Origin of the sequence: Rhodovulum visakhapatnamense, assembly GCF_004365965.1 — a bacterium.
GTDB lineage: Bacteria > Pseudomonadota > Alphaproteobacteria > Rhodobacterales > Rhodobacteraceae > Rhodovulum > Rhodovulum visakhapatnamense.
Window position 1 is genome coordinate 1 of sequence record NZ_SOEB01000026.1, and the last position, 24,275, is coordinate 24,275.

General features: G+C 67.5%; 26 protein-coding genes. 12 read left to right on the forward strand and 14 right to left on the reverse strand.

The features are described from left to right. The first annotated feature begins 111 nt into the window (after positions 1-111). Positions 112-720, forward strand: a complete 609-nt coding sequence (locus tag EV657_RS17895; RefSeq protein WP_208323304.1) for a hypothetical protein — start codon at positions 112-114, stop codon at positions 718-720. 241 nt (positions 721-961) lie between these two features. Here EV657_RS17895 and EV657_RS17900 read toward each other — a convergent pair whose 3' ends face one another. Next, positions 962-2,059, reverse strand: coding sequence for an AAA family ATPase (locus EV657_RS17900; RefSeq protein ID WP_134079179.1), 1,098 nt, complete (start codon positions 2,057-2,059; stop codon positions 962-964). A gap of 316 nt (positions 2,060-2,375) precedes the next feature. Further along, positions 2,376-4,640, reverse strand: a complete 2,265-nt coding sequence (locus EV657_RS17905; RefSeq protein WP_134079181.1) for an adenosylcobalamin-dependent ribonucleoside-diphosphate reductase — start codon at positions 4,638-4,640, stop codon at positions 2,376-2,378. A gap of 157 nt (positions 4,641-4,797) precedes the next feature. On the opposite strand from EV657_RS17905, the gene EV657_RS17910 reads away from it, so the two are divergent. Next, on the forward strand, positions 4,798-5,232 hold the full coding sequence (locus EV657_RS17910) for a DUF1489 family protein (protein ID WP_113668127.1): 435 nt from the start codon (positions 4,798-4,800) through the stop codon (positions 5,230-5,232). A gap of 49 nt (positions 5,233-5,281) precedes the next feature. Here the strand turns inward: EV657_RS17910 and EV657_RS17915 are convergent, their stop codons facing one another. The 8 genes from EV657_RS17915 to EV657_RS17950 are packed head-to-tail and all read right to left on the reverse strand — an operon-like array spanning position 5,282 to position 14,323. Further along, positions 5,282-6,163, reverse strand: coding sequence for a ribokinase (locus EV657_RS17915; protein WP_134079183.1), 882 nt, complete (start codon positions 6,161-6,163; stop codon positions 5,282-5,284). After that, the gene (locus tag EV657_RS17920; RefSeq protein WP_134079185.1) at positions 6,160-7,983 is read right to left on the reverse strand and encodes an ABC transporter ATP-binding protein; all 1,824 of its coding nucleotides are present in this window, start codon (positions 7,981-7,983) and stop codon (positions 6,160-6,162) included. The genes EV657_RS17915 and EV657_RS17920 overlap by 4 nt, the downstream gene beginning before the upstream one ends. A 3-nt stretch (positions 7,984-7,986) precedes the next feature. Then, positions 7,987-8,919 carry an ABC transporter permease gene (locus tag EV657_RS17925; protein ID WP_113668130.1) on the reverse strand — a complete coding sequence of 311 codons (933 nt, stop codon included), beginning with the start codon at positions 8,917-8,919 and terminating at the stop codon, positions 7,987-7,989. A 1-nt stretch (position 8,920) separates the two neighbouring features. Further along, positions 8,921-9,892: an ABC transporter permease gene (locus tag EV657_RS17930; RefSeq protein WP_113668131.1), complete on the reverse strand. Its 972-nt coding sequence runs from the start codon at positions 9,890-9,892 to the stop codon at positions 8,921-8,923. Next, complete coding sequence (locus EV657_RS17935) at positions 9,889-10,872, reverse strand: nucleoside hydrolase (RefSeq protein ID WP_134079186.1); 984 nt, start codon at positions 10,870-10,872, stop codon at positions 9,889-9,891. The genes EV657_RS17930 and EV657_RS17935 overlap by 4 nt, the downstream gene beginning before the upstream one ends. Next, the gene (locus EV657_RS17940; protein WP_134079188.1) at positions 10,869-11,834 is read right to left on the reverse strand and encodes a nucleoside hydrolase; all 966 of its coding nucleotides are present in this window, start codon (positions 11,832-11,834) and stop codon (positions 10,869-10,871) included. The genes EV657_RS17935 and EV657_RS17940 overlap by 4 nt, the downstream gene beginning before the upstream one ends. A gap of 42 nt (positions 11,835-11,876) precedes the next feature. Then, the gene (locus EV657_RS17945; RefSeq protein WP_134079189.1) at positions 11,877-12,776 is read right to left on the reverse strand and encodes a dihydrodipicolinate synthase family protein; all 900 of its coding nucleotides are present in this window, start codon (positions 12,774-12,776) and stop codon (positions 11,877-11,879) included. After that, positions 12,773-14,323 carry an ABC transporter substrate-binding protein gene (locus EV657_RS17950; protein ID WP_075786992.1) on the reverse strand — a complete coding sequence of 517 codons (1,551 nt, stop codon included), beginning with the start codon at positions 14,321-14,323 and terminating at the stop codon, positions 12,773-12,775. Before EV657_RS17950 ends, EV657_RS17945 begins: the two co-directional genes overlap by 4 nt. 136 nt (positions 14,324-14,459) lie before the next feature. On the opposite strand from EV657_RS17950, the gene EV657_RS17955 reads away from it, so the two are divergent. The 4 genes from EV657_RS17955 to EV657_RS17970 all read left to right on the forward strand — a co-directional run bounded on the left by EV657_RS17955 (position 14,460) and on the right by EV657_RS17970 (position 16,774). Beyond that, complete coding sequence (locus EV657_RS17955) at positions 14,460-15,350, forward strand: LysR family transcriptional regulator (protein WP_075786993.1); 891 nt, start codon at positions 14,460-14,462, stop codon at positions 15,348-15,350. Between the two features lie 169 nt (positions 15,351-15,519). Next, positions 15,520-15,927: a universal stress protein gene (locus tag EV657_RS17960; RefSeq protein ID WP_075786994.1), complete on the forward strand. Its 408-nt coding sequence runs from the start codon at positions 15,520-15,522 to the stop codon at positions 15,925-15,927. A gap of 33 nt (positions 15,928-15,960) precedes the next feature. After that, complete coding sequence (locus tag EV657_RS17965) at positions 15,961-16,281, forward strand: antibiotic biosynthesis monooxygenase family protein (protein WP_134079191.1); 321 nt, start codon at positions 15,961-15,963, stop codon at positions 16,279-16,281. 100 nt (positions 16,282-16,381) lie between these two features. Further along, on the forward strand, positions 16,382-16,774 hold the full coding sequence (locus EV657_RS17970) for a hypothetical protein (RefSeq protein WP_134079193.1): 393 nt from the start codon (positions 16,382-16,384) through the stop codon (positions 16,772-16,774). Here the strand turns inward: EV657_RS17970 and EV657_RS17975 are convergent. Further along, positions 16,752-17,222: a YdcF family protein gene (locus tag EV657_RS17975; protein ID WP_134079195.1), complete on the reverse strand. Its 471-nt coding sequence runs from the start codon at positions 17,220-17,222 to the stop codon at positions 16,752-16,754. The two genes, EV657_RS17970 and EV657_RS17975, sit on opposite strands and share 23 nt — an antisense overlap. Before the next feature lie 102 nt (positions 17,223-17,324). Here EV657_RS17975 and EV657_RS17980 point away from each other — a divergent pair, with 102 nt between their 5' ends. Further along, entirely contained in the window at positions 17,325-17,798 is a 474-nt protein-coding gene (locus EV657_RS17980; protein ID WP_134079197.1) for a DUF427 domain-containing protein, read from the forward strand. Between the two features lie 3 nt (positions 17,799-17,801). Here the strand turns inward: EV657_RS17980 and parA are convergent, their stop codons facing one another. Continuing rightward, the gene (parA, locus tag EV657_RS17985; protein WP_134079198.1) at positions 17,802-18,437 is read right to left on the reverse strand and encodes a ParA family partition ATPase; all 636 of its coding nucleotides are present in this window, start codon (positions 18,435-18,437) and stop codon (positions 17,802-17,804) included. A 252-nt stretch (positions 18,438-18,689) separates the two neighbouring features. On the opposite strand from parA, the gene EV657_RS17990 reads away from it, so the two are divergent. Both EV657_RS17990 and EV657_RS17995 read left to right on the forward strand, forming a co-directional pair. Further along, positions 18,690-19,421 carry a hypothetical protein gene (locus tag EV657_RS17990; protein ID WP_075787000.1) on the forward strand — a complete coding sequence of 244 codons (732 nt, stop codon included), beginning with the start codon at positions 18,690-18,692 and terminating at the stop codon, positions 19,419-19,421. A gap of 166 nt (positions 19,422-19,587) precedes the next feature. After that, the gene (locus EV657_RS17995; protein WP_134079200.1) at positions 19,588-20,352 is read left to right on the forward strand and encodes a Hint domain-containing protein; all 765 of its coding nucleotides are present in this window, start codon (positions 19,588-19,590) and stop codon (positions 20,350-20,352) included. A 62-nt stretch (positions 20,353-20,414) separates the two neighbouring features. Here the strand turns inward: EV657_RS17995 and EV657_RS18000 are convergent, their stop codons facing one another. Further along, positions 20,415-20,915: an Lrp/AsnC family transcriptional regulator gene (locus EV657_RS18000; protein ID WP_108028493.1), complete on the reverse strand. Its 501-nt coding sequence runs from the start codon at positions 20,913-20,915 to the stop codon at positions 20,415-20,417. A 339-nt stretch (positions 20,916-21,254) separates the two neighbouring features. Between EV657_RS18000 and EV657_RS18005 the strand changes: the two genes are divergently transcribed. Then, positions 21,255-22,070 (forward strand): VPLPA-CTERM sorting domain-containing protein, encoded by an 816-nt coding sequence (locus EV657_RS18005; RefSeq protein ID WP_134079202.1) that lies wholly within the window; start codon positions 21,255-21,257, stop codon positions 22,068-22,070. 117 nt (positions 22,071-22,187) lie between these two features. Here the strand turns inward: EV657_RS18005 and EV657_RS18010 are convergent, their stop codons facing one another. Beyond that, complete coding sequence (locus EV657_RS18010) at positions 22,188-22,577, reverse strand: hypothetical protein (RefSeq protein WP_134079204.1); 390 nt, start codon at positions 22,575-22,577, stop codon at positions 22,188-22,190. Positions 22,578-22,680: 103 nt separating this feature from the next. On the opposite strand from EV657_RS18010, the gene trxB reads away from it, so the two are divergent. Then, positions 22,681-23,685 carry a thioredoxin-disulfide reductase gene (trxB, locus tag EV657_RS18015; protein ID WP_075787004.1) on the forward strand — a complete coding sequence of 335 codons (1,005 nt, stop codon included), beginning with the start codon at positions 22,681-22,683 and terminating at the stop codon, positions 23,683-23,685. Next, positions 23,682-24,167 (forward strand): RES family NAD+ phosphorylase, encoded by a 486-nt coding sequence (locus EV657_RS18020; protein WP_113668141.1) that lies wholly within the window; start codon positions 23,682-23,684, stop codon positions 24,165-24,167. The genes trxB and EV657_RS18020 overlap by 4 nt, the downstream gene beginning before the upstream one ends. The last annotated feature ends 108 nt before the right edge of the window (positions 24,168-24,275 follow it).

Genomic DNA, 24,275 nt, shown 5'->3' on the forward strand with positions numbered 1-24,275 from the left:
TTGCGAACATTGCGAAACGCACTCCTTTTCTTTGGATGCGTATCAACTCGCAATGGCTGATCCCGTCGGCAATGTGGGGTGGCGACACCGTTTACGGAGCAACTGGCTATTATGCCCTATCTCCAGGTTGCAAAGGTCGGCCGCTCGAATAGCCGCTGGAGCCAATCTCTCCTATATCTCGGAATCGATGGCGTCTGGTCAAAACCCTATCATGCGGGAGCTAAAGCGGCTTTGACCGCTGAGCATGCCAAGATCGCCAACGGCTTTGACCTCAGCGCCAACATCCATTGGGGGAAAGCTAAGGCTAGGATTCGCCAGATCCTTCTTCCGCGCGCCAACCAACTGCTCCAGCTCGCCAGCGTCCAGCGACTGCTCGCTGAAGCCTTGGCACGCGGCGAACGCGTGCTGGTCTCGAACGGCATCGTCTTCTGGTACGAAGATGACGGTTTAGGGTGGCAAATCAAGGCAACTTCGGCGACACGCGAATCCGATGGTGCTACGATTTGGAGGGAAGGCACGATCCTGTCCACCAACCACGGCCGCCTGGTGGTCTTGCCCTATATAAAGGAGAACGGCGAGCAGGTTCGCGGTCACACCAGGAACGGGCCCAACGATGGACGAGCGCTTCCGCGCCACCATGACCACTATGTCGAGATTCCCTTCTCGCTCTACGACGGTGATTTGATGATCGGTCTGTTCGGTGAGTTGCCATACGAATAAAATCATGCCCGTGAACGGTCACTCGGACATGAGCGCCGCAACAATAATACCACACCGCCGCAAATCAGCTCTCCGCCCTTAGTTTCGAGCAGAGCATCAAACAACCCTAACGTGCAGGCAACTTTGGGTCGGCCGCACAGCGCGGGCGTGACACCAATTCGGGCTGCCACCCACCATTTGTGGCCTGCAGCCCGGACGGCAGCCATGGCCCGAGCCGACCGAAGGCGCGCACATCCACCGCTCAATGCGACAGTGGGCTGCTTGCCATGGCCTCTGCCCTCTCCAGCATCCTGGACACATGGCGTAGATTGAGATCATGCTCCCCGGCAACGTGATCGATCACCTCGCAGATAGCGCCCAGGGCAGCATCGGACAGCCCTCGTCGTGAGCTCTCGCGCTCCGCGAAGGAGATGAGGTCTCCCTTGCCGGGGCCGGCGAGGCGCAGGATTTCCAGGCGGCTCAGGAACGGGGCCGGAAGCGTCCTCAGGCTGTTTGCGGTCAGGACCCAGCTGATCCAGGACATGTCGAACCCGACCTGGTAGTAGGGGCATTTCCAGACGGCAGCAGACGAGCGTTCCAGCAGCGGCAGCAGTCCTTCGGCCAAGCCGTAGGCCTGCCCCTTGGTCGAGGTCGGCGTCCCGGCCTTCTCGATCTCGTCGACCACCACGATCGGGTTCGCGCAGAGGCTCTGCACGATGGTCTGCAGGGGCCGTCCCGGGAAGGCAGAGCCCCAGCCGCGTTGCGAGCCGTTGACGACGAAAGAGGCCTGCTCAGCGGTCCCCTCGATGCCACAACGCGGCACCCTGAGGTGGCGCCCGAGCTCGCGTGACCACACGCTTTTGCCAATCCCCGGCGGGCCGTCGAGCAGCACGGGCGGCAGACGGAATCCAGGCTCCCCCACCCGCACCGAGCGGCGCATTGCCTTCCAGAGGAAGTCAGTGGCGGCCGCCATCCAGGGCATCTCGGCATGAATGGCCGCGGCGATCTCATCAGCGCGGTGTTCGCTGCCAATGCCGACCAGATCGGCCCCGCCGCGGAACACCTCGAGCGCGCGCCGGTCATCCGCGCTGAGATGGCTGAGCCCGGAAGCCTTGGCACGCGCGCCCATTACCCGGCGCGCACGGCGCAGCACCTTGTTGCGGTCCTTTTCCGAGAGCGGCATGGCGAGGAGGTCCTCGTTCCAGCGCAACTCATCCTCAAAGTCTCCCGGAACCTTTGGGGACACCCCGTCATGAAGGGCACGGAGCTTGCGCAGATGCCACTCGAAGCGGCGCTTTAGGGCGAACTCGTTCTCGTCGGCATCGGCGAAGCGGGCATCAATGAACTTGATCTTCGTCATGGAGGTCCTTTCAGGCGCATGGCGCCATGCCCTCGGGCAGACGCTCTGCACGAGGGGGAGGTTGGAAAGAACCCGGCCGGATTGGCCCTGAGGGATGCCGAAAGCGCCGCTAGCCGTCAACGTCGCCCACCAGGACGGAGCGCTCCGGCGGAGCACCGAAGGCCGCAAATCCGCCAGTCGCGCAAGCCATTGATATAAAAAGAAACCACCGACTGCAGCGCAGCCGATGGTCATTAATCCTGTGCCGGAATGGTCAAATTACCCCGGAAATGGACAAGATATGTTGGGTCTCACACTACAACGCGGGATGTGACCGCTAGCCGCATTTGGAATACCCGCAGCTCACGCAGGTCATGCAGCCCTCGACCATGTGCATTCCGAACGTCCCGCAACTGGGGCAGGCAGGGCCGCGGGCGGTGTCACCGACGGCCATCGCCTGATACTTCGGATCGGCCTTCAGCCCCTTGCCTTCAGCTTCGATAAAACCAATGGCGACGAGGTGCCGCTCGATGACGCCGCCGATCGCCGCCAGGATCGAGGGGATGTACTTGCCCTGCATCCAGGCCCCGCCGCGCGGGTCGAAGACGGCCTTCAGTTCCTCGACCACGAAACTCACATCGCCACCGCGCCGGAACACCGCCGAAATCATCCGCGTCAGCGCCACGGTCCAGGCGAAATGCTCCATGTTCTTCGAGTTGATGAAGACCTCGAAGGGACGGCGGCGGCCCGCGATGACGATATCGTTGATGGTGATGTAGATGGCGTGTTCGCTGTCAGGCCATTTCAGCTTGTAGGTGTTGCCCTCCAGCGCATGCGGCCGGTCCAGCGGGTCGGACAGATAGACCACATCGGCGCCGGTTTCGGCCTCGGGCGTCTCGTCCGAGCTTTCCGAGACCGTCAGGACCGACCCGGTGACATCGTTCGGCCGGTAGGTGGTGCAGCCCTTGCAGCCGGTTTCGTAGGCCTGCATGTAGACGTCCTTGAAGGCGTCGAAGGCGATATCCTCGGGGCAGTTGATGGTCTTCGAAATCGAGGAATCGACCCAGGTCTGGGCCGCCGCCTGCATCCGCACATGTTCCGAAGGCGACAGCGTCTGGGCATTCACGAAATAGTCGGGCAGATCGGCCTGGCCGAACTTGTCGCGCCAAAGCTGGACGGCGTAATCCACGACCTCTTCCTCGGTCCGGCTGCCGTCGCGCTGCAGCACCTTGCGCTTGTAGCTGTAGGCAAAGACCGGCTCGATCCCCGAGGACACATTGCCCGCATAAAGGCTGATGGTGCCGGTCGGCGCGATCGAGGTCAGCAGGGCGTTGCGGATGCCGTGCTCTGCAATGGCGGCACGGACATCGGCATCCATATGCGCCAAGGCCCCGCTGTCCAGATACTTCTCGGCGTCAAAGAGCGGGAAGGCCCCCTTCTCCTTCGCCAATTGCACCGAGGCCAGATACGCGGCGCGGGCGATCCGGTGCAACCAGCGCGAGGTCTGACGCGCCGCCTCCTCGGACCCGTAACGCAGGCCCACCATCAGCAGCGCATCGGCAAGCCCGGTCACGCCCAGCCCGATCCGCCGCTTGGCCTGCGCCTCGTGGCGCTGCGCGTCGAGCGCAAAGCGCGAGATGTCGACCACGTTGTCCATCATCCGCACCGCGGTCGCGACCAGCGTCTCAAGCGCCGCCTCGTCCAGCGCGGCGCCCGCCTCGAAGGGCTCCGCCACCAGCCGCGCGAGGTTGATCGACCCCAGCAGACAGGCGCCATAGGGCGGCAGGGGCTGCTCGCCGCAGGGGTTCGTCGCCGCGATGGTCTCGCAATAGGCAAGGTTGTTCATCTGGTTGATGCGGTCGATGAAGATCACGCCCGGCTCGGCGTAATCGTAAGTCGCGCGCATGATCCGGTTCCACAGATCGCGCGCCTCGACGGTGTGATAGACCTTGCCGTCGAATTGCAGCTCCCAGGTGCCGCCCGCCTTCACCGCCTCCATGAAGGCGTCGGTCACCAGCACAGAGAGGTTGAAGTTTCTCAGCCGCGCCGGGTCCTGCTTGGCGATGATGAACTGCTCGATATCGGGGTGGTCGCAGCGCATGGTGGCCATCATCGCACCCCGGCGCGAGCCTGCCGACATGATCGTGCGGCACATCGCGTCCCAGACATCCATGAAGGACAGCGGCCCCGAGGCGTCCGCCGCCACGCCCTTCACATCCGCGCCCTTGGGCCGGATGGTCGAGAAATCATAGCCGATGCCGCCGCCCTGCTGCATGGTCAGCGCGGCCTCTTTCAGCATGTCGAAGATGCCGGCCATGCTGTCGGGGATCGTGCCCATCACGAAGCAGTTGAACAGCGTCACCGCCCGGCCGGTCCCGGCGCCCGCGGTGATCCGGCCCGCGGGCAGGAACTTGAAATCCTCCAGCGCCCCGAAGAACACCTCTTCCCATTTCGCGGGGTCGGCTTCGGCCTGGGCCAGGGCGCGGGCGATCCGGCGCCAGGTGTCTTCGACCGTCCCATCGGCTGGTGCGCCCTCGGCGTCCTTCAGGCGGTACTTCATGTCCCAGATCTGCTCGGCGATGGGGGCTGCGAAACGGCTCATGCGGGGAATCCTCGGGTGCGCGGAGAGGTAGACCAGCATAGGGGCTGAGCCCCGGCAGTGCAACCGCTCCACTGCCCGTATATGCGCCGGAACTGCTTGAACTCCGCTACGGCTAGCTTAGGTTGGGTTTTCGTTAACAGAATCTGGTGGGAACAGGATGGCCGGGGGCCATGTCAATCTGGTGAAGCTCTGCGTCGGTGCGGACCGGGTCGAGGACCTGATCGACTGGCAGACCGCACGCCGTGCCGCCCTGCCCGACGGCCTGCCCCGGCATGTCACCCGGATGTGGCCGAAACGCGCGGCCGACCTGCTCGACGGCGGCTCGCTTTACTGGGTCTTCAAGGGCGCGATCCTCGCGCGCCAGCGCGTTCTCAGGCTCGACGAGCTCACCGGCGAGGACGGGATTGCGCGCTGCGCCATCGTGCTCGACCCCGAGGTGATCCGCACCGAGGCGGTGCCACGCCGCCCGTTCCAGGGCTGGCGCTATCTCGAGGCCGGCGACGCGCCGCGCGATCTTCCCGCCACCCGCCCGGACGAGGATGACCTGCCGCCGCAACTGATGGCAGCGCTGGCCGAAATCGGCGTGCGGTAAAGCCATGCCCCCGGGCTCGTCGGATGCGACGGGACCGGGTCCGGCGCGATCAGTGCCCCAGCAGCGCATCTGTGTCGCGGGCCTCGGGCAGGCTCGACTGGCTGCCGATCCGGGTACAGGCGATGGCGGCGGCGGCGGCGGCACGTCGCAGCGCCGCCCCGGGCGTCTCGCCCCGGTCGAGCGCGGCGGCGAAGACTCCGACGAAACAGTCCCCGGCAGCGGTCGTGTCCTTCGGTGTGCAGGGCATCGCGGGGATCGCGATCTCCTGCCCCTGCCAGCACAGTTCGGCCCCCTCGCCGCCCAAGGTCCGCAGGATGCCCGCGCCCGAGGCTTCGGCCAACGACCGGGGATCGGGCGTGCAGCCAAGCCAGCCCGCCATCGCCGCCGCCTCGTCCTCGTTGACCACGATCAGATCGCAAAGCCCCAGCACCTCGGGATCGAGCCGATAGGCCGGGGCGAGGTTCAGGATCGACAGCGCCCGCGCCGGGCGACAGCGCCGGATCAGCCGGGCGATTTCGGCCGGATCGTTCTCCATCTGCAAAAGCAGGACCGAGGCGCGGTCCAGCAGAGCATCCTCGACGCTGCCCGACGAGGCTGCCAGATTGGCCCCGCCCGCGACCACGATCTCGTTCCGGCCCTCGGGATCGCGATGGATCGCGGCACAGCCGGTGGGCGCCTCCAGCCGGGCCACGCGCGTCAGATCGACCCGGCCCGCCAGCCCGGCCAGCGCGACCTCGGCCAACGCGTCCTGCCCGACCGCCCCCGCCAGCGCCACCTCGGCACCGTCCAGCGCCGCGGCCAGCGCCTGATTGGCGCCCTTGCCGCCTGCCTCGGTGGTGAAGCCCTGCGCCATCAGGGTCTGGCCCGGCTGCGGCAGCGTCTCGACCGAAAAGATCAGGTCGGCGTTCAGCGATCCGAAGGTGACGATCATGCGGCGGCCTCGCTTTCGTGGATCTGCACGAAATGCCCCTCTCCGACTTCGCGGTAAAGCCGTTTCGGGGCGACATAATCGGCCGGGCGATAGGGGCTGCGGATCTCGTCGCCCGCCACCACCCGGCGGCGGCGGCGCGACGGGTCGGCCACCGGAACGGCCGCGATCAGCTTGCGGGTATAGGGGTGCCGGGGGGTCTCGAACACGGCCGCGCGCGGGCCGATCTCGACGATCTCACCCAGATACATCACCGCGACCCGGTGGCTGATCCGTTCCACGACCGCCATGTCATGGCTGATGAACAGGTATCCCAGCCCGTAGTTTTCTTGCAGATCGAGCATCAGGTTGATGACCTGCGCCTTCACCGACACGTCCAGCGCCGAGACGGATTCATCGGCGACGATCAGTTTCGGCTCCAGCGCCAGCGCCCGGGCAATGCAGATCCGCTGACGCTGGCCGCCCGAGAATTCATGCGGAAACCGCTGCATCATCTCGCCCGACAGCCCGACCCGCTCCAGCAGGTCGGCCACCCGCGCGGGCGCCTCGCGATGCGAGACGAGCCCGTGCACGATCATCGGTTCGGCAATGGCCTCGCCGATACGGATGCGGGGATTGAGGCTTTCAAACGGGTCCTGAAAGATCATCTGCACGTCGCGGCGGATCTTCGTCAGCTCCGAATGCCCGGCCCCGCGCACGTCATGCCCGTCCATCCCGACAGTGCCGCCCGACGGCTCTTCCAGCCGGATCAGCGACCGGCCGGTGGTCGACTTGCCGCAGCCGCTTTCGCCCACCAGCGACAGGGTCTCGCCCTGGCGCAGCTCGAACGAGATGTCCTCGACCGCATGGATCCGGCCCACGACCCGGCGCAGCAGCCCCTTGCGGACCGGAAAGCGCGTGACGAGGTTCTCGACCTTCAGCACCGGCGGCGCATCGGCACGCACGGTATCGGCGGTGGGCGGCGGCGGCGCGATCTCGCCCGTCGCCATGTCGACCCGTGGAAAGCGCAGCGGCCGGTCCTGGCCCGCCATCGCGCCCAGCTGCGGCACCGCGGACAGGAGCGCGCGGGAATAGGGGTGTCTGGCCTCGCGGAAGATCGCCTCGGTCGTGGCCTTCTCGACCACCTCTCCGCGATACATGACAACGGTCCGGTCCGAGATCTCGGCCACCACGCCCATGTCATGGGTGATGAAGAGGACCGACATGCCCTCTTCTTCCTGCAGCGTCTTGATCAGTTCGAGGATCTGCGCCTGGATCGTCACGTCAAGCGCGGTGGTCGGCTCGTCCGCGATCAGCAGCTTCGGCGAACAGGCCAGCGCGATGGCGATCACCACCCGCTGACGCATGCCGCCCGAGAAGTTCATCGGATACTCGCCCAGCCGCTGTTTCGCCGAAGGGATGCGCACCCGGTCCAGAAGCCGCACCGCCTCGGCCTCGGCTTCGGCGCCGTCCAGCCCGCGATGCTGGCGCAGCACCTCGGTGATCTGGCTGCCGATCTTCAGCACTGGGTTCAGCGAGGTCATCGGCTCCTGGAAGATCATGCCGATCCGGTTGCCGCGGATCGCCTGCATCCGGTCGAGCGGCCCGGCCAGAAGGTCCTCGCCCTCGAACGCGATCCGGCCGGTGCAGCGCGCATTGCCGGGCGGCAGCAGGCGCATGATCGACATCGCGGTCACGCTTTTGCCAGAGCCCGACTCGCCCACCACAGCCACGGTTTCCTTCGGACCGATGTCGAAGCTTGCATTGCGCACGACGCTTCGCCACTGGCCGTCGACGCGGAAGGAGGTGGTCAGGTCCTGAACCGAAAGAACGGGGTCCGCCAAGGGTCAGCCCTCCCTGCGGGGATTGAGGATGTCGCGCAGCGAGTCGCCGATGAGGTTGATCGAGACGATCAGGATGAGAAGCGCGAGGCCGGGATAGAAGCTGATCCAGTAATCGCCCGACAGCAGGTATTCGTAGCCGTTCGAGACCAGCAGCCCCAGCGAGGGCTCGGTCACCGGCAGCCCGATGCCCAGAAAGCTCAGCGTGGCTTCCAGCATGATCGCATAGGCCACGCGCATGGTGGCCACGACGATCAGCGGCGGCAGGCAGTTCGGCAGGATATGGCGAAAGAGGATCCGCCGGTCGGGCAGCGCCATCGAGCGGGCGGCATCGACATAGGCGCGCTTGCGTTCCACCAGCGCCGAGCCGCGGACGGTGCGCGCGTAATAGGCCCATTGGGTGACGACGAGCGCGAGGATGATCTTGTCGACGCCCTGCCCGAGGATCGCGAGGAAGATCAGCGCGATCAGGATCGCCGGAAAGCTGAGCTGGATGTCGACGATCCGCATCAGGAAGGCGTCGGTCCGCCCGCCCGCATAGGCGCTGAACAGCCCCACCGAGGCGCCGATGGCCAGCGCGATGGCGGCACTCGCGATCCCCACCAGAAGGCTGGTCCTCAGCCCGAACAGGATCGCGCTGAACAGATCGCGGCCCTGATCGTCGGTCCCCAGCAGGTAGACCATGCCGGTCATGCTTTGCGATCCAGGCGCGAGCCGCCCATCCATGATGTCGAGCTGGGCGAGATCATAGGGGTCCTGCGGCGCGATCTGCGGCGCGGCGACCGCGCCGATCACCAGAAGGGCGACGATGACGATGCCGATCAGCGCCAGCGGGTCGCGCAGAAGCGCGCCCAGTGTCTGCCGGAAGGGCGACGCCGACGGCGGCGCTGCCTCGGCGCCGCGACGGGCCCAAGATGCGGGTTCGGATGCCTCGGTCATGTCAGTTGCCCTCCAGCCGGACGCGCGGATCGACGATGGAATACAGGATGTCGACGGCGAGGTTGATGACGCTGAACATCACGACCGTGATCATCAGGTAGGCCAGGATCACCGGCCGGTCGAGCACGGCGATCGAATCGATGATCAGCTTGCCCATGCCGGGCCAGGCAAAGATCGTTTCCGTCACCACCGCGAAGGCGATCAGCGATCCAAGCTCCAGCCCGATCACCGTGATCAGCGGAATAAGCGTGTTCTTCAGCACATGGACAAGCACGATGCGTGCTTCGGGCAGGCCCTTGGCGCGGGCGAAGCGCACGAAATCGAGCTGCAGGGTCTCGAGCACGCCCGCCCGGGTGATGCGGATCACCAGCGAGATCTTGAACAGCGCGAGATTGAAGGCAGGCAGTGCGATATGGGCCAGCCCGTCGAGGGTGAACAGGCTCAGCGGCACACCGAACACGTCGACCGTGTCGCCGCGTCCTGACGAGGGCAGCCAGCCCAGCTGGACCGCGAAGACCATGATCATCACCAGCCCGATCCAGAAGGTCGGCAGCGAGAAGCCGAGGATCGAGAAGGCCATGATCGCCTTCGCAAGTCCCCCGTTCGGCCTGAGCCCGGCATAGATCCCCAGCGGCAGCCCGAGCGCCAGCGCCATGACCAGGGCCGCTGCCGCCAGTTCCAGCGTCGCGGGCATCCGTTGCAGGATCAGGTGCAGCGCGGGCTGGTTGTAGACGAAGGAATTTCCCAGATCGCCCGACAGCGCGTTCCTGAGGAAAATCCCGTATTGCACCCAGACCGGCTGATCGAGCCCGAAGGACCGGATCACCTCCAGCCGCTCGGCGGGGGTCGCCGTGGGGCTCAGCAGCACGTCGACCGGGTTGCCCACCATGTGCAGACCGCCGAAGACCAGCACCGACATGACGAACAGCGTCACCAGCGTCTGCAGCAGCCGGCTGAAGAGATATCCGCTCATTCCGCCTTCCCTTTCTGCGTCCCCGCGCCCGGCCCGCGATGTCCGGCCCGGCCCGCCGCGGCGATCCTCTCGGATACCAGCGCGATATAGCCCGGCTCGTCCACCCCGGTCATGACCGCCACGCGCGGCGACGGCGCGGCGAAATCTGCGAAGGTCTGACCGTTGGCCGGGCCGGTCAGCTGAACCTCGACCCGGGCCGGACGCCCGGTGAACAGCCCCGGCCGCAGCAGCCAGGCCACGGTCATCGCGTCGTGCAGCGGCCCGCCCAGACGGCCATACCGGGCCGGGTCGCTGCGGTCGTATTCGGTCAAGAGATTGGCCAGCGCCCGCCCGCCCTCGCTGCCGCTGGCGCGGAAGGCCGCGACATGGCGTTCGGTGAAAAGGGCCTTGGTGGTCACGTCCAGCGGGAACAGCACCAGCGGCACGCCCGAATCGAAGACGATTGCGGCCGCATGCGGGTCGGCCAGCATGTTGAACTCGGCCCAGCGGCTGGCATGGCCCGGCGCCTGGAAGGTTCCCCCCATGCAGACGATCCGGCGGATGCCCCGCGCCACTTCCGGATGCAGCCGCAGCGCCAGCGCGATATTGGTCAGCGGCCCGATGGCACAGATCGTCAGCGGGGACTGGGTCCGCGCCGCCGCCCAGGCCATGCGCGCAATGAAGCGCACGGCATTCTCGGCCGCGGGCTCGACCCGGCCCATCCCGACCAGGTGGGCCGGAAAGGCGCCTATCTCGGCATACTTGCCGAAGATCTGATCGCGCAGAAGCGGCGCCCGCGCCCCGGCCATCACCGGAACGTCCGGGCGCCTCGCCAGCCCGACGATCCGGCAGGCATTGGTCAGCGTCGCCGACAGCGTGACATTGCCCGCAACCGTCGTGACCCCAAGCACATCGAGCTCGGGCGAGCCCAGCGCCATCAGGATCGCCGCTGCGTCATCGACACCCGGATCGCAGTCGATGATGATCCGGGTGGGGCTCATGCGGCGCCACGCATCTCGTACTGTGTCAGAAGCCCCAGATAGAGATCGATGACGCCCTCGGCATCCACCTTGAGGACGATATCTGCATTGGCGGGCGCGCCCGACTGGCCGTACCAGTCGGCCACGGTCTGGCCGAGGCAAAGCGGGCTTTCGGTTTCGACGAAGATCCGGGCGGGACGGGTCTCGAACAGGTCGGGACGCAGCAGGAAGGCGGTGACCAGCGGGTCGTGCAGCGGCCCCCCGCGCGTGCCGTAACGCTTCGGGTCGTTGCGGTCCCAGGACGCCATCAGCCCCGCCATCGCCGCCGAAATCCGTCCGCTGGCCCCCACGAACCGGGCCACATGCTCGGGGCGCAGGATCACCTGATGGGTGGCATCCAGCCCAAGCACGGTCATCGGCAGCCCGGCGGCAAACACGACCGCGGCCGCATGCGGATCGGCCAGCATGTTGAATTCGGAGGTCAGCGACCGGTTGCCGGGCGCATGGAACGCCCCGCCCATCATCACGACCCGCTCGATGCCTCCGGCGATGTCGGGCGCGATCCGCAGCGCCAGTGCCAGGTTGGTCAGCGGCCCCAGACAGCACAGCGTGATCCTGGGCCCCCCCTCCCGCACCGCGCGGCCCAGATGATCGATCAGCGCCTCGACCGCGCCGGTCGGCTCGGGCCGCTTCTGCGGCTCGGGCAGCCGCGCCGCGCCAAGCCCGGTCTCGCCATGAAAAAGCCCGTGGATCGGCTCTCGGCACAGCGGCCTTGGGGCGCCCGGATGCACCGGAATACCGTCCCGTCCCGCCAGTTCGCAGATCTGCAGCGCATTGCGCAGCGTCCGCTCCAGCGGCTGGTTGCCGCAGACGGTCAGGATCGCGCGAATATCGAGCTCGGGCGCGACGAAGGCACCCAAAAGCGCGATGCTGTCGTCGATTCCGGGATCGCAGTCGAAGATGACTGGAAGAGAAGCCGTCATGGTCGTGTCGTCCATTGGAAAGTGCGTCCCGGCCGGGCCGGTCTACAGCGCGCCGATGGCGCCCAGCGCCTCGGCCAGATCGTCGCGGGCCGCCGCGTCGAGCGGCGCCTGCGGGGCAACCGGGTCGCCCACGTCGAACCCCTGCAACTGCAGCGCGGCCTTGATGCAGGCCGCCAGCGAATGGCGGGCGAAAAGCTCGTTGATGCGCCAGAGCGAACGCTGCACCTCCATCGCCCGCGCCCAGTCGCCCGCGCGGGCCGCGTCGTACAGCGCGATGCTCTGCTCGGGCACGATGCAGGCCGGACCCGCCATCCAGCCGACGCCGCCAATCAGCATCACGCAGGCCGGGATATGGGCCGAGGCGGCGAAGACCTCGATCCGGTCGCCGCAGCGGTTCAGGATCGACAGAAGCCGCCCGGTATTGGACGAGGCATCCTTGATGTAGCGGATGTTCGGCACCCGGCTCAGGCGGTCGATCACCGGCAACGTCAGATCGGAACGCTGGAAGTTCGGATTGGTGTAAAGCACCACCGGCAGGCCCCGGGCGGCTTCGGCGATGGCGGTGAAATAGGCCTCGACGCCCGCCTCGCCGACCGGGAAATAGGCCTCGAGGATCGCCAGGATGCCATCGGCCCCGGCGGCGACCATGGCCCGGGTCTGCGCCACCGCATCTGCCGTCGAGGTGGACGCCACGCCCGGCACCACCGGCACCCGGCCCTTCGCCGCGCGGATCGTGGCCGTCGCGACGGCAAGCCGCTGATCGTTCGAGATATAGGCGAACTCGCCGGTGCTGCCGAGCGGCGCGAGCCCATGAACGCCCGCCGCGATCAGTCGCTCGACAAGCGCGGCCAGAACGTCCTCCCGGATCCCGCCCGTGGCGTCGAGCGGGGAGACCAGATAGGGAAAGACGCCGCGAAAGGCCCGGCCCGCATCCGCGCTCATTCCGGACGGACCTCATAGGCCAGCGTATAGCCGTCGGAGCGGCCAGGATAGCTCAGCCCGTTTTCCAGCGCCCAGGTATTGGCGAGGTAGAAGACCGGGATCACCCCGAGATCGGTCATCGCGATGCGGGTCGCCTTCTGCAGCAGCTCGCGGCGGGCGTCATCGTCGAGGGTCTGGCGCGCCTGCTGCAAGGTCGCGTCGAACTCGGGGTTCGAATAGCGGCCGCGATTGCCGCGCCCGGCGCTGTCGCCATAGGTTTCCAGAAGCGGCCCCAGCACGCCCGAGGCCTCGCCGGTCTCGACCGCGGCCCCGCCCATGATGAAGCTGAATTCGAGGTTCGAGGCGCGCGAGAAATAGACGCTGGCGGGGAGCGTCTCGACCGAGGTGTCGATGCCGATCCGGCTGAAGAACTGGCCGATGGCCTGGGCCACGCGGCTGTCATTGGGATAGCGGTCGTTCGAGGCGTGGAAGGTCAGCTTGAAGCCGTCCGGATAGCCGGCCTCGGCCAGCAGCTCCTTCGCCTTTGCCGGATCGTAGGGATCGACCGCGATCGACGGATCGTAGCCGAAATAGCCCTCGGGCACGAGCTGGCCCGCGGGCACGCCCTGGCCGTCCATGATCCGGTCGACGATGGCCTCTCGGTTCAGCGACAGCGACAGCGCGCGGCGGACCCGTTCGTCGCGAAGGGGGTTCTTGCCGTCGGGCCCCGTGGCAAAGGGCGAGACCTCGCGGCCCTGATCCATGTGCAGATACATCACCCGGTTGCCCGCGACCGAGACCACCCTGAGATCGTCGGAAGTTTTCAGGCGGCGGGTATCGGCGGTCGGGATGCTCTCGATCATGTCGACATCGCCCGACAGCATCGCCGCGACCCGGGCGCTGTTGTTCTTGAAGATCTTGAAGGTCACGTCTTCCCAAGCGGCGGGACCGGCCCAGTACGCGTCGTTGCGGGCGACCTTCACCTCGCTGTCCGGCACCCAGGACACGAACTTGAACGGCCCGGTGCCGATCACGCCCTTGCCCGCGTTCATCTCTTCGGTCGTGACCTCGGCATCCTCGGCGGGCAGCATCGCTATCCGGCTGAGATCGTTCGGCAAGAGCGGGGTCGGTTCGGCCGTGGTGATGCGCACGGTCAGCGGGTCGACCGCCGCGACCGAGGTGATCGCCTTGACATAGGGCATGAAGGAACTCGGGCTGTTCCTCGAGGCCATGGGCACCCGGTTGAGGCTGGCCACCACGTCCTCGGCGGTGAAAGCGCTGCCATCGTGGAAGGTCACGCCCTCGCGCAGGCTGAATTCCCAGGTGGTGTCGTCGATCACCCGCCAGGACACCGCCAGCGCGGGCTGGATCTGCTGCTTGTCGTCCTGGTTCACCAGCCCGTCGAAGATGTTCCGCGCCATCGCGCTGTTCGGGCCGACGACATAGAATTGCGGGTCCATCGAAGTGGTCGAAGCCGCCAGACCGATGGTCAGCGCCTGCGCCGAAACGAGGCTGGGCGCGAGGGTGGCGCAGGCCGCGAGGATGGCCGCCGAGGCAACGCGTTTCATCCGGGAACTCCTCCGATTCACAAGGGCGCCCTGCATCCTCCACGCCGGGCCGACCAAAAATTAGCGATTTCGTGAATCGGCATGAAATTGTATTTAGTGTCTTCATCATGCCCTAATGTTATACAGGAGCAAGATCATGCGATTGCGGCACAGGCAGATCGAGGCCTTCCGAAGCGTGATGATGACCGGCGGCATCACCTCGGCCGCCACGGCGATGCACGTCACCCAACCCGCGGTGAGTCGGCTGATCCGCGACCTCGAGGACACCATCGGGCTTTCGCTCTTTCAGCGGCGCGGCGCCCGGCTCGACCCGACGCCCGAGGCGACGCTGCTGTATCGCGAGGTCGAACGGCTTTACCTCGGGCTCGACCAGATCGCCCAAGCCGCCGAGGACATCCGCGACCACAAGAACGTCGTGATCCGGATCGGCACCGTCACCTCGCTGGTGCGTCCCTACCTGCAGCGCGCCATCCGCGAGGTGATCGGCGACCGCCGCGACGTGCCGCTGGTGATCGATGTCGAGAACAGCCGCCACATCTGGGACATGGTCGAGAATGCGCAATACGATATCGGTTTCGTCTATCGCCGCCAGCGCATGGATCCCCGCGCCCAGCGCCTGCGCCAGATGACGGCGGTCGCGGCGGTGCCGCCCGGCCATCCGCTGGCCGGACGCGCAGTCTGCGTCCCCGACGATCTCGCGGGCGAGAGGCTGCTGATTCCGGGACGGAACTCGCCGGTCAGGCTTGCACTCGACACCGCGCTGGCCCAGGCCACCGCCGCGCCGGCAAGTCTCGTCGAAAGCTCGATGCTGAACTGCTGCCATTTCGCGGCCGACGGAATGGGCATTGCGATCGTCGACGAAATCTCGATTCGCGCGGCCGGAGTCGCCCTGGTCGGCATTCCTTTCCTGCCGGAAATCGGCGTCGGCTATTACGCGATCCGTCCGCCGGGGGCGCATCGCATTGCCATTCTCGACGCCATCGTGCGGCATGTGCAGGGCCAACTGGCCGCGCCCGCCAATGACTGACGGCACAGATTGACGGCACAGACTGGGGGCACAGACTGGGGCGCTGGGTCGCGCGAAACCGGTTCCCTCCGCCGTCCGACATCACTAGGCTGCAAGCACATGATTTGCGTCAAGGATCGCGGGCCAGAGCGCTGCGATGCTCGGCGTCAGGCGGAGAGGTGCCGAAGCGATGTATGCCAATATTCTTGTTCCCGTGGCGGTGGACCATGCGCCCGATCTGGCCGATGTGCTGGAGATTGCGCGGCGGCTGCGTGCCACGGACGGGACGATCACGGTCTTGACCGTGGCCGAGGCGATCCCGCCCTACATGGCGCAATATCTGCCCGAAGGGCAGGAAGAAGAGACCCGCGCGGCGATCAGGACGGAACTGACCGGCGCGCTGGCGGGCGTCGGCGATGTCGAGATCCGGGTGGTGACCGGCCATGCCGGGATGACCATCGTCGACTATGCCGAACGCCATGGCGTCGATTGCATCGTGATGCATTCGCACCGGCCCGAACTGAAGGACTATTTCCTCGGCTCGACCGCCGCCCGCGTGGTGCGCCACGCGCACTGCGCCGTTCACGTCGTGCGCTGAGCGCCCCCAGACCCAGGAAGATCGGAGACGACCATGCCCCAGATCACCCCCCAGGCAGAGCTGCAAACCATCATCACCACCTTCGACGTGACGCCCGGCACCTGTCAGGACCTGCTGGACGAGTTGCAGGCGGCGCTGGCCGAGTTCATCTCGAAGCAGCCGGGCTTCATCGGCGCGGCGCTGCATGTGAACGACGCCCAGACCCGGATCGCGAATTATTCGCAATGGCGGCGGCGCGAGGATTTCCAGGCGATGCTGCGCAGCGCCGAGATGCGGGTGCGCACCCGGCGCTTTGCCGACCTGTGCAAGAGCTTCGAGCCGGTGATGTACGAGGTCGCCGCCAGCTACGACTGACGCCGCGGCGCCAGCGGCGGTCAACCTTCCGCTAACGCTTTGGGGTCAAGCCTGAAGCCTGAGACGCGCATAACCGTGTGAGGCAAAAGGGGATGTTGCCATGACACCCGTCCTTCCCGCCGCTGCGGCGGCTCTGGCGCTGTGCCTGTCGCCGGGCGCGACCCGGGCTCAGGATCTTCTGGAAGAATACGTGGCCATTATCGGCCCTCAGGATCTTTACAATTCCAAGGGGGCGCGGCTGACCGCGCCCTGGCAGGTGCTGCGACAGGACCGCGCCAATTTCCACCGTTTCGGGCGACGCGACCCCGGCGACCGGGGCGACCGCTTCTTCGCCAGCGCCGAGAACCGCGGTGCCATGGAACAGATGGTGATGCGCGGCAGCATCGACCCGGCCGCCGCACGCGATCTGATGGCCGGGGGCGCCACCGTGGTGGTGCGCATCTGGGGCCAGAACGGGCGCGGCGATCGCGTCACGGTCGGCGTGTCGCGCTGATCGCCAGCGCCTTGGCGACCGCCGCCGCCTCGCGCAGCAGCCGCATGGCGTGACGGCCGGGTGGCCCCGCCGGGCGCGCGGGGCTGTCGGCCTCGGCCTCGATCCCGGCCCGCCGCGCCAGAAACAGCGCCCGGGGCGCGTGATAGCCATCGGTGACCAGCGTCACCCGCGCGATGCCCCGCGCCGCGAGGATCGGGCGGCAGAAAGCCAGGTTCTCGGCGGTGGTCCGCGCCCGGCTCTCGCAGATCAGCCGGTCGGGCGGCACCCCCGCCGCCCGGCAGATCGCCACGATCGCCTCGGCCTCGCCGCCCGCGCCCGAGGCCAGGATCAGCGCCTCGGGGGCCGCGCGCCACAGGGCCGCCGCATGCTCGGCCCGGCGGATCAGCGCCGGACCCGGCTGGCCGGGCGCCCGCATCGCCGCCCCGAGAACGAGAAAGGCTCTGGTCATGCCCCGAGCCTGCCGCGCCAGGGCGGCGCCGTCAATTCGCGCGCCGGTCCCGGGCCGGGCCAGACGGCTTGCGGCCCCGGCGCGCCGGGCTATTTGCCAACCATGGTCCTGCTGCCCGAGGATGTCCGCGCCTATCCCCGTCCGCCCGCGCTCGAACCCGTTGGCGAGACGCTTGAGGTCGTGTTCGGCGGCGCGCTTGTCGCGCGGACCCGGCGCGGTCTGCGGGTGCTCGAAACCCATCACGCGCCGACCTATTACTTTCCGCCCGAAGACGTGGCGCCCGGGGTGCTGCGGCCGGGTGCGGGGCGCAGCTTTTGCGAATGGAAGGGCCGCGCCGCCTATTTCGACCTGACGGCAGGCGGTTCCACCGCGCCGGGTGCGGCCTGGGGCTATCCCGACCCGACGCCCGCCTTCGCGGCACTCAGGGACCATGTCGCCTTCTATGCCGGGCGGGTCGAGGCCTGCCGGGTCGGCGGAGTGGTCGCGACACCGCAACCCGGCAGCTTCTATGGTGGCTGGGTGACGCCGAACCTTTCGGGCATCGTCAAAGGCGGCCCCGGCACCGAGGGCTGGTAGCCCTCAGTCGGCCAGCGCGGCCAGAACTTCCAGGGCCAGCGCGTCGATCTCGTCCGAGGCGGGGCCCTTGCGGGCCGCCTCCTGCACGCCGAGGCCCCGACCCAGCGTTTCGGCATAGGTCACGCGGTTGGCCAGCCGCACGGCCGCCAGCCCCGCATCCATGCCGCCCGCCGTCTCGGCCACCTCGGCGGCAAGCCGGGTGTTGGCCTTCAGCCGGTTCAGCACCACGATCGCAGGCTTGTCCTCGCGCCGGGCCAGATCCAGCACGCCCTCGGTCGCCCACAGATCGACATGCGACGCCGCGACCGGCACCAGCACCAGATCGGCGGCACGGAGCGCCGGGCGCAGATCGCTGTCGGCCTTGGGCGGCGTGTCGATCAGCACCACGTCATGGGCGCGGGCCAGCTTGGCGGTCTCGTAGCCGACGCCCCAGGCCGAGGCGGTCGAGAATTCCATGTCGGGCGCCTCGCGCCCTTCCAGCCGGGCCATGAACCACCGGCCAAGGCTGCCCTGCGGATCGGTGTCGATCAGCGCAACGGCCATGCCCCGGCGCCGGAACGCCACGGCGAGATTGGCCGCAAGCGTGGTCTTGCCCGACCCGCCCTTCTGCTGGGCGATGGTGATGATCGTGCCCGCCATGTGCTCCCCCCGTCTGCCATGCCGCGGCGCAGAATACCGCAGCGCGCAAGGATGCACAGCCCCAATCCGCGCGGAGCAGGTCCACCCGAAAGGGCCTTTCTGTGCCGCCCCGGCCACAACGGCGGACACGCCGCATGCCCCGGCGTCAGGCCGGGCGCGGGGTCGGTCGCCCCGTGCTAGGCTCGCGTCAGGCTTGCGCTTAACCCTGGGTTAACCATGCTTGACCGAAGCTTGCGGCGAAAGGAGCCCGCGATGTGCCCCGGCCTCCCCCCTGCGTCCCGCCCGCAGCACGGCGCCCGGATCGCCCCGGCGGCCCTTGCGGCAGCCGTCGTCCTCACTCTTGCCGACCCGCAACCGGCCTCGGCCGGGGCCTGGCTGAAGGAGAAGGGTGCGGGGCTTCTGTCCTTTTCCTACGAGGCGGATCGCGACCGGACCTATGGCAGCCAATGGGGCTATGGATCGCTTTATGGCGAATACGGGCTGACGCCCAAGCTGACGCTGGGGCTCGACGCGGGCCAGGGCGATGACGCCGACGACTGGAAAGCCATCCTGTTCCTGCGGTTCCGGTCCGGGATCGGCTGGCTGCCGGGGCGGCTCGCGACCGAATTCGGCGCCGGGGCGGCGGGGGCGCCGGGCGGGCTGACCGAGCCGGTGATCCGGACGGGCCTGAGCTGGGGCACCGGCTTCACGACCGCCGATGGCAGCGGCTGGATCAATCTGGACGCCCGCACCGATACCCGCCCGCAAAGCGCGCTGGTCGATTACAAGCTCGACATCACGCTGGGCGTCATGCCCAACCCGCGCACCCAGCTGACGCTGGAACTGTGGGGCGAGGACACCGCCACCGAACCGCGGACGGTAAAGCTGTCGCCCGCCGTCTCGCGCCGGATCGGCAAGGGCACCTGGCTGCGGCTGGGGGGAATCGTCGGGATCCATAACGACCCATCGGTCGGCGTGGTGATCGGCAGCCGGATCGAATTCTAACCGCTTCTGGCAACAGTGCGCGCCCTTCGGCGGTCGCTGTCTCCGGCATCAAGGGCAATCGCGCGAGGGCTTTGACGCCCCTCCGGCGCTCTGGCAAACTGACCTTGTCTATCTGCGTCTTGGTGGGGGCCATGGCAGATGTGACCGGACCGAAAGGAACGATCGCATGGGAACCCACTACGGTGGCAGCTTCAGCTTTGTCCCGCCGCAGGCCCTGGCCGCGTCTTTTGCCGCCGCGCTGCAACCGGCGATGCGCCGCTACGAGGTGCGGGGGATGACCCCGGACGGGACCCCGCAGGACTTTGCCCGCGCCATGCCCGCCGACCCGCATGTCGACGAGGCATTCTGCGCCTTTGCACACGGCACCCTGATCGCCACCCCGCAAGGCCCGGTCGCGGTCGAGGATCTGGCGCCCGGCATGACCGTCGAGACCGCCGGGGCCGGGCCGCAGCCCCTGCTTTGGGTCGGGTCGACCATGCTGGCCCCGCCGACCGACCGGCGCGGCGAGATCCCGGTTCTGACCCGGATCACCGCCGACAGCCTGGGGTTGGGGCGGCCGATGCCCGATCTGGTGCTGGGGCCCCGGGCGCGGATGCTGGTGCGCCATCCGGGCTGCCGCGCCCTGACCGGGGCCGAGGCGGCCTTCGCCCCCGCCACCGGCTTTGTCGACGGCATGGCGCTGATCGCGCTGCGCGTCGTGCGGCCGACCCGCGTCTTCCATCTTGCGCTGAGCGGCCAGCAGGTGCTGCTGGCCAACGGGGTCGAGGTGGAAAGCTATCACCCCGGCGAGAACGCCAGCCTCCTGATCGACAATGGCAACCGGATGCGGTTCCTGTCGCTCTTTCCGCATGTCAGCGGATTCTCGGGATTCGGCGCGATGCCGGTGCCGCGCCTGAACGCCTTCGAACTGGACGGGCTGAACGCCGCCTGAGCCTTGCCGCCGCAGGAACGGGCCGACCGTCGGCCCGGGCCCCCTTGTCAAAGCGACCTTGCTCAGGCGCTCTTGCTCAGCCGTGCCTCGAGCACGTCGAAGGGCACGCCCGGTTCATCCTTGGCGCAGCGGATCACCAGCGAGGTCTTGACGCTGGCCACGTTCTCGGCGGCGGTCAGTTCCTCGGTCAGGAAGCTCTGGAAGGTCGAGAGGTCGGGCGCCACGCATTTCAGGATGAAATCGACCTCACCGTTCAGCATGTGACATTCGCGGACCAGCGGCCAGGCGCGGCAGCGCGCCTCGAATCGGGACAGATCGGCCTCGGCCTGGCTTTGCAGACCGACCATGGCGAAGACCTGAACCTCGAAGCCAAGCTCACGGGTGTTGATATCGGCATGATAGCCGCGAATGAACCCGGCCTCTTCCAGGGTGCGCACACGGCGCAGGCAGGGCGGCGCCGAAATCCCGACCCGTCGGGCCAGTTCGACATTGGTCATCCGCCCGTCGGCCTGCAGCTCGGCAAGAATCTTGCGGTCGATGGCGTCAAGTCGGCTGCCGGGCATGGCTGCTCCTTCGGTTCTTTTTTCGCGGATCATATGCCTGCACGCCACTCCGCGCAATAATATTTCCCGGCCGCGCAAGATTTCTAAACTTCCCGGGCCTGACCCGCAACGCAGACCGCGATCCGCGGGCCGGCAGGGCCGACGGGACCGCATCGGCACCCGTAGCGCCAGCCGGACCGGGCGGCAATACCGAAAACCGGTCGAACAGGCTCGAATCGCTTGCCGCAACGAGATCATTCGGCAAAGCTTGCCGTAGGGGTATGCTAGGGGGGTACATCCCGTTTTGGGAAAATTGTTATCTTTGCAGTCCCTTCCATTTTTGTAGGAAGGAACATCATTATGAGCACGAAAAGCGCCCTCAAGGGGGCAACCACGGCCATCTGCATTCTGTTCGGCGCCGGCGCCTCCAGCGCTGCCGTCATCGACCTCGGCTTTGTGCTGGACGGGTCGGGCAGCGTGAGCTCCTCGGACTTCAGCAGCGCGGCTTCGGCCCTGTCGGCCGCTCTGTCGCAAATCCCGACAAGCGGCGAGAACCAGTACCGCGTGGCGGTGACCTCTTACGGCTACGGGTCCTATACGGCTGTGCCGCCGACGATCGTGACCGCCTCCAACATCGGCTCGATCCAGGCCCAGGTGCTGACGGCCTACAAGGACAGCGGCGGCACCGACACCGCCGGGGCCATCACCTACATCACCAATCTCTTCACCAACGACGGCGGGCTGGGCGCCACCAGCCTGATCAACATTACCACGGACGGGTCTCCGAACTCGCAATCCGCCACCGAAGCCGCCGCGCTGGCCGCGAATGTGGCGGGCATCGACGGGATCAGCTTCGAGGCGGTCGGCAGCGGCGTCAGCAGTTCGTCCGCGCAAGGGGACATGGCGCGGATCGCAGGGCTTGGCACCAGCGGTGACGCGGATGCCGGGGTGATCGCGAACGATCTCGACAACCTGCCGAACGCGACGACGACGGGCTTCGTGATCCCGGTCGCCAATTTCACCGCCTATGGCGCGGCGATCGAGGCGAAGATCGGTCAGGTGATCGACGATACCGGCGGCAATACCGGCGTGGTTCCGCTGCCGGCGGCGATGCCGATGCTGCTGGCCGGACTCGGCGCCTTCGGCTTCCTCCGCCGCCGCGGCGCCGCGGCCTGAGACAGCCGTCGGCCCGTCCCGCAACCGGGGCGGGGCCGAACGGCCTGAACGCAACATCGGAAGGCCCGCGTCACCGCGCGGGCCTTTCCTTTCTTCGATCCGGTCCGCAGGCGACCGTCACTCGGCCCGTTCGATCCGGACGAAAAGCTCGCGCTCGGCGACCCAGACGCCTTGGGACGACACCACCTCGGCCTGGGTCAGCCCGTCATGGTTGGCTGGCGCCGTTGCCGGAGCGACATCGCGCGAGGGCCAGATCCAGGCCCCGCAGGGCCGCCGCGCGCCGCAGGCTGCCCGGCCCGCCTCGGCAAAGGTGGCCTCGTCGCGCGGACCGTCGCAGACCACCACCGAGATGATCCGGGAACTGTCCAGAACCGCGCAATGCTCGGGCATCGTCACGGAAACGGTCTGTTGAGCGGTATCCCCGGTATCCCCGCCCGCGGCGTCCTGAGCCCGTGCCGCAGGTGCCGCGGCCAATGCCAGGGCGACCGCCAGAATAACTCGATCCATCGAAAATCCTTCCCCCACTTGCGCAAAGCCCGGCTTGAAGCCACGTTTGCCATCCCCCATGGCCCCATTTATAAACGTCCGGGCATCAGAAAGGTATCTGCAAGTGACCAAGCAAAGACATGTCCGCGTGCTGATCATCGGGTCGGGCCCGGCGGGCTATACCGCCGCCGTCTATGCCTCGCGCGCAATGCTGGACCCGGTGCTGATCCAGGGCATCCAGCCCGGCGGCCAACTGACCATCACCACCGAGGTCGAGAACTGGCCCGGCGAGACCGAGATCCAGGGCCCCGATCTGATGGTCAAGATGGAAGCCCATGCCCGCGCCATGGGCGCCGAGATCGTGTCCGACTACATCTCGCGGCTCGATCTGTCGAAACGGCCCTTCACCGCCTTTGCCGACAGCGGCACCACCTACACCTGCGACGCGGTGATCCTCGCGACCGGCGCCCAGGCGAAATGGCTGGGCCTGCCCTCCGAAGAGAAATTCAAGGGCTTCGGCGTCTCGGCCTGCGCCACCTGCGACGGTTTCTTCTATCGCGGCCAGGAGGTTGCGGTGATCGGCGGCGGCAATGCGGCCGTGGAAGAGGCGCTGTTCCTGACCAATTTCGCCTCGAAAGTCACGCTGATCCACCGCCGCGACTCGCTGCGCGCCGAAAAGGTGCTGCAGAAACGGCTGTTCAACAATCCCAAGGTCGAGGTCCTGTGGGACCACAATCTCGACGAGGTTCTGGGCAGCGAGACGCCGCTGGGCGTCGAGGGCATCCGGGTCAGACATGTCGAGACCGGCGAGACCCGCGAGATCGCCTGCAAGGGCGTCTTCATCGCCATCGGCCACGCCCCTGCCTCCGAGCTGGTGAAGGATCAGCTTGAAACCCACATGGGCGGCTATGTGGTGACCAGGCCCGACTCGACCGCCACCTCGATCCCGGGCGTCTTCGCCGCGGGCGATCTGACCGACCACAAGTACCGTCAGGCGGTGACCTCGGCTGGCATGGGCTGCATGGCGGCGCTGGAGGCCGAACGCTTCCTTGCCGAAGCCGGGCTCGACGAGGGCAAGGACATGACCCTGCCGCTTGGCCATGGCGCGGAGGTTCCGCAGGAGGCGTGATCGCGTTCAAGGGTATCGTCTGGCGGATCCTGCCCGCCGAGCGGGCGGCCGCGCCCTGCGCCCCGGTCCAGAGCCCCGAGGGCCGCTTCCACCATTCGGGTCAGGCCGTGCTTTACGCCTCGCTTACGCCCGAGGGCGCGGGCGTGGCCATCGCCCGCTATCTTGGGCCCGGTGCCGCCGCGCGGATGATCCAGCCGCTTTCGGTCTCGGCCGAGCGGCTGGTCGATTTGCGCGCCCTGCCCGATCCGACCCGGGCCTCGGTCGTGTGGCAGGATATCCGCGCCCTTGGCAGCCCCTCGCCCACCTGGGCCTTTTCCGACGCCGCGCGCGCCCGCAACGCTCAGGGCATGCTGTACCCGTCGCGCAGCCGACCCGAGCTGACCCATCTGGTGCTGTTCGACCCGGCGCCCCCTCTGGTGGCGCCCGCAGGAGAGGCGCGCCCCTGGCCCGAACGGATGCCCGAACTGTCGACCGAGCCCTGAACCGCCACGCCGTCCCGGCACGACTGTTCCGCGATGGGCGGCGCCGACAAGACCCTGTTTCCCGGGCACTGCCAATCTGCGGAAAAAAACGCATATACTGTCGAAAAT

What these genes read in the sequence shown, in the direction of transcription:
- EV657_RS17960 (WP_075786994.1), top strand. Translation starts at nt 15,520, where the DNA reads ATGTATGCCAATATTCTTGTTCCCGTGGCGGTGGACCATGCGCCCGAT.
- EV657_RS17940 (WP_134079188.1), bottom strand. Translation starts at nt 11,834, where the DNA reads ATGACGGCTTCTCTTCCAGTCATCTTCGACTGCGATCCCGGAATCGAC.
- EV657_RS17955 (WP_075786993.1), top strand. Translation starts at nt 14,460, where the DNA reads ATGCGATTGCGGCACAGGCAGATCGAGGCCTTCCGAAGCGTGATGATG.
- EV657_RS17930 (WP_113668131.1), bottom strand. Translation starts at nt 9,892, where the DNA reads ATGAGCGGATATCTCTTCAGCCGGCTGCTGCAGACGCTGGTGACGCTG.
- EV657_RS17945 (WP_134079189.1), bottom strand. Translation starts at nt 12,776, where the DNA reads ATGAGCGCGGATGCGGGCCGGGCCTTTCGCGGCGTCTTTCCCTATCTG.
- EV657_RS17900 (WP_134079179.1), bottom strand. Translation starts at nt 2,059, where the DNA reads ATGACGAAGATCAAGTTCATTGATGCCCGCTTCGCCGATGCCGACGAG.
- EV657_RS17970 (WP_134079193.1), top strand. Translation starts at nt 16,382, where the DNA reads ATGACACCCGTCCTTCCCGCCGCTGCGGCGGCTCTGGCGCTGTGCCTG.
- parA (WP_134079198.1), bottom strand. Translation starts at nt 18,437, where the DNA reads ATGGCGGGCACGATCATCACCATCGCCCAGCAGAAGGGCGGGTCGGGC.
- EV657_RS17915 (WP_134079183.1), bottom strand. Translation starts at nt 6,163, where the DNA reads ATGATCGTCACCTTCGGATCGCTGAACGCCGACCTGATCTTTTCGGTC.
- EV657_RS17980 (WP_134079197.1), top strand. Translation starts at nt 17,325, where the DNA reads ATGGTCCTGCTGCCCGAGGATGTCCGCGCCTATCCCCGTCCGCCCGCG.
- EV657_RS17990 (WP_075787000.1), top strand. Translation starts at nt 18,690, where the DNA reads ATGTGCCCCGGCCTCCCCCCTGCGTCCCGCCCGCAGCACGGCGCCCGG.
- EV657_RS17925 (WP_113668130.1), bottom strand. Translation starts at nt 8,919, where the DNA reads ATGACCGAGGCATCCGAACCCGCATCTTGGGCCCGTCGCGGCGCCGAG.
- EV657_RS17935 (WP_134079186.1), bottom strand. Translation starts at nt 10,872, where the DNA reads ATGAGCCCCACCCGGATCATCATCGACTGCGATCCGGGTGTCGATGAC.
- EV657_RS17905 (WP_134079181.1), bottom strand. Translation starts at nt 4,640, where the DNA reads ATGAGCCGTTTCGCAGCCCCCATCGCCGAGCAGATCTGGGACATGAAG.
- EV657_RS17975 (WP_134079195.1), bottom strand. Translation starts at nt 17,222, where the DNA reads ATGACCAGAGCCTTTCTCGTTCTCGGGGCGGCGATGCGGGCGCCCGGC.
- EV657_RS18010 (WP_134079204.1), bottom strand. Translation starts at nt 22,577, where the DNA reads ATGGATCGAGTTATTCTGGCGGTCGCCCTGGCATTGGCCGCGGCACCT.
- EV657_RS17895 (WP_208323304.1), top strand. Translation starts at nt 112, where the DNA reads ATGCCCTATCTCCAGGTTGCAAAGGTCGGCCGCTCGAATAGCCGCTGG.
- EV657_RS17950 (WP_075786992.1), bottom strand. Translation starts at nt 14,323, where the DNA reads ATGAAACGCGTTGCCTCGGCGGCCATCCTCGCGGCCTGCGCCACCCTC.
- EV657_RS18005 (WP_134079202.1), top strand. Translation starts at nt 21,255, where the DNA reads ATGAGCACGAAAAGCGCCCTCAAGGGGGCAACCACGGCCATCTGCATT.
- EV657_RS17910 (WP_113668127.1), top strand. Translation starts at nt 4,798, where the DNA reads ATGGCCGGGGGCCATGTCAATCTGGTGAAGCTCTGCGTCGGTGCGGAC.
- EV657_RS17965 (WP_134079191.1), top strand. Translation starts at nt 15,961, where the DNA reads ATGCCCCAGATCACCCCCCAGGCAGAGCTGCAAACCATCATCACCACC.
- EV657_RS17995 (WP_134079200.1), top strand. Translation starts at nt 19,588, where the DNA reads ATGGGAACCCACTACGGTGGCAGCTTCAGCTTTGTCCCGCCGCAGGCC.
- EV657_RS18000 (WP_108028493.1), bottom strand. Translation starts at nt 20,915, where the DNA reads ATGCCCGGCAGCCGACTTGACGCCATCGACCGCAAGATTCTTGCCGAG.